This window comes from Saccharospirillum salsuginis, assembly GCF_014651855.1.
Classification (GTDB): Bacteria; Pseudomonadota; Gammaproteobacteria; order Pseudomonadales; family Natronospirillaceae; genus Saccharospirillum; species Saccharospirillum salsuginis.
The window spans coordinates 1-1,263 of the sequence record NZ_BMXR01000030.1 but is presented as its reverse complement, the minus strand read 5'-3'; the positions used below and the strand labels follow the sequence as shown (position 1 = coordinate 1,263).

The window sequence follows — 1,263 nt, the reverse complement described above, 5'->3', positions numbered from 1 at the left end:
GTAGATACTCCGTTTAGCGTCAAGCCTTAAAATGCTCATCGCTGAACAAAAGCGCACTATCAAACGGCGTTTCATTCTTCATGCAAGCCCAGATACCAGTCAGGTATTTACGCATAACCGCGCACTGGGCTTGGATCTTTTTCTTGCCCCGACCAACCAAGGCGTCATAAAACGCCTTGGCTCTCTCATTGCTCCTGACCGCCGACATGGCTGGCATATAGAGCGCCGCTCGCAAATAGGCATTCCCGGCTTTATTGAGACGCGCCGGACGGTTCACGCTGCTTCCTGACTGCGTCAGCCGTACATCCAGGCCGGCGAACCGGCTGACTTGAGGCGCTTTCATGTCATCGGGTAAGACACATAGTTCCGCCAGAATCGACAATGTCGATGCCTTGCCCATGCCTGGGGCCTGCTGCAGGTTGTTGTAGTGACGGCTCAACGCCTCGTGCTCGGCGATTAGGGTCTCAGCGGCTTCTCTGAGCCGCTTGATGCGTTTTTCCAGGAACTCGATGCCCTCCTGTTCGTCCTCCAACAACAGAGACGATGTGCTGTTTTTGGATTGCAAGGCATGAAGCCGGTTCTTCGCCTGGATTCGCGAACCTGTCAGCCGGTTAATCTGCCGCCCCAGGTCCCGGAGCTCCAGGCAAACGGGCTCTGGGGGCGTCCACAGCTTTGGGGCCATGCGTTCGGCGTACTCGGCCAACAAGGCCGAATCGACCCCGTCGGTCTTGGTGCGGGTCAGCGTTAACTCGGCAAAATGCCGGAAGCTCTTGGGGTTGATGACCGAGACGGGCAAGTCCGCCTCGGTCAGGGCAACCGCCAAATCCAAGTAGTAGATCCCGGTAGCCTCCATCACGATACGTTCGGGGCGCACCTTTTTCAGAGCCTGTATGGCCTTGGCATGGCCCTGGGCAGTCTGTTGGTAACGTTTGGGCTTTTTGCCCTTGTCATCTTCCCGAATCACAACATCAAAAGACCGGGCAGCAATATCGACACCAACAAACACACTCATGGACTTTTACCCTCGCTATCTAATCCGTCACAATAGTCACCGGTTCCCCGACCTCGGACTTGATACGGCCTCGACCTTGTCATGCGAAGTCCAGCCCCGCTGGCTTCTGGATACTCCTCGAGGTCAGTAAGGAGGCGGGGGACCCATCTACGGACGAAGTCCACTGATGTGGCTTCTAGGTTGGAACGGTCTCCCCGGTGACTGGTCTCGAACCCTATCAAGTTCATTGGGTAAAACATACAAGGTTGGAT

At 55.9% G+C, this 1,263-nt stretch carries 1 protein-coding gene; it reads right to left on the bottom strand.

Annotation, left to right across the window (positions count from 1 at the left end):
* Positions 1-19 precede the first annotated feature (19 nt).
* A complete protein-coding gene (locus IE111_RS24345) occupies positions 20-1,012 on the bottom strand; it encodes an IS110 family transposase (RefSeq protein ID WP_189613869.1) in 993 nt (330 codons plus the stop codon).
* Positions 1,013-1,263 lie beyond the last annotated feature (251 nt).

Excerpts from the sequence above, each read along its gene's own strand:
- IE111_RS24345 (WP_189613869.1), bottom strand. The coding sequence starts at position 1,012 with ATGAGTGTGTTTGTTGGTGTCGATATTGCTGCCCGGTCTTTTGATGTT.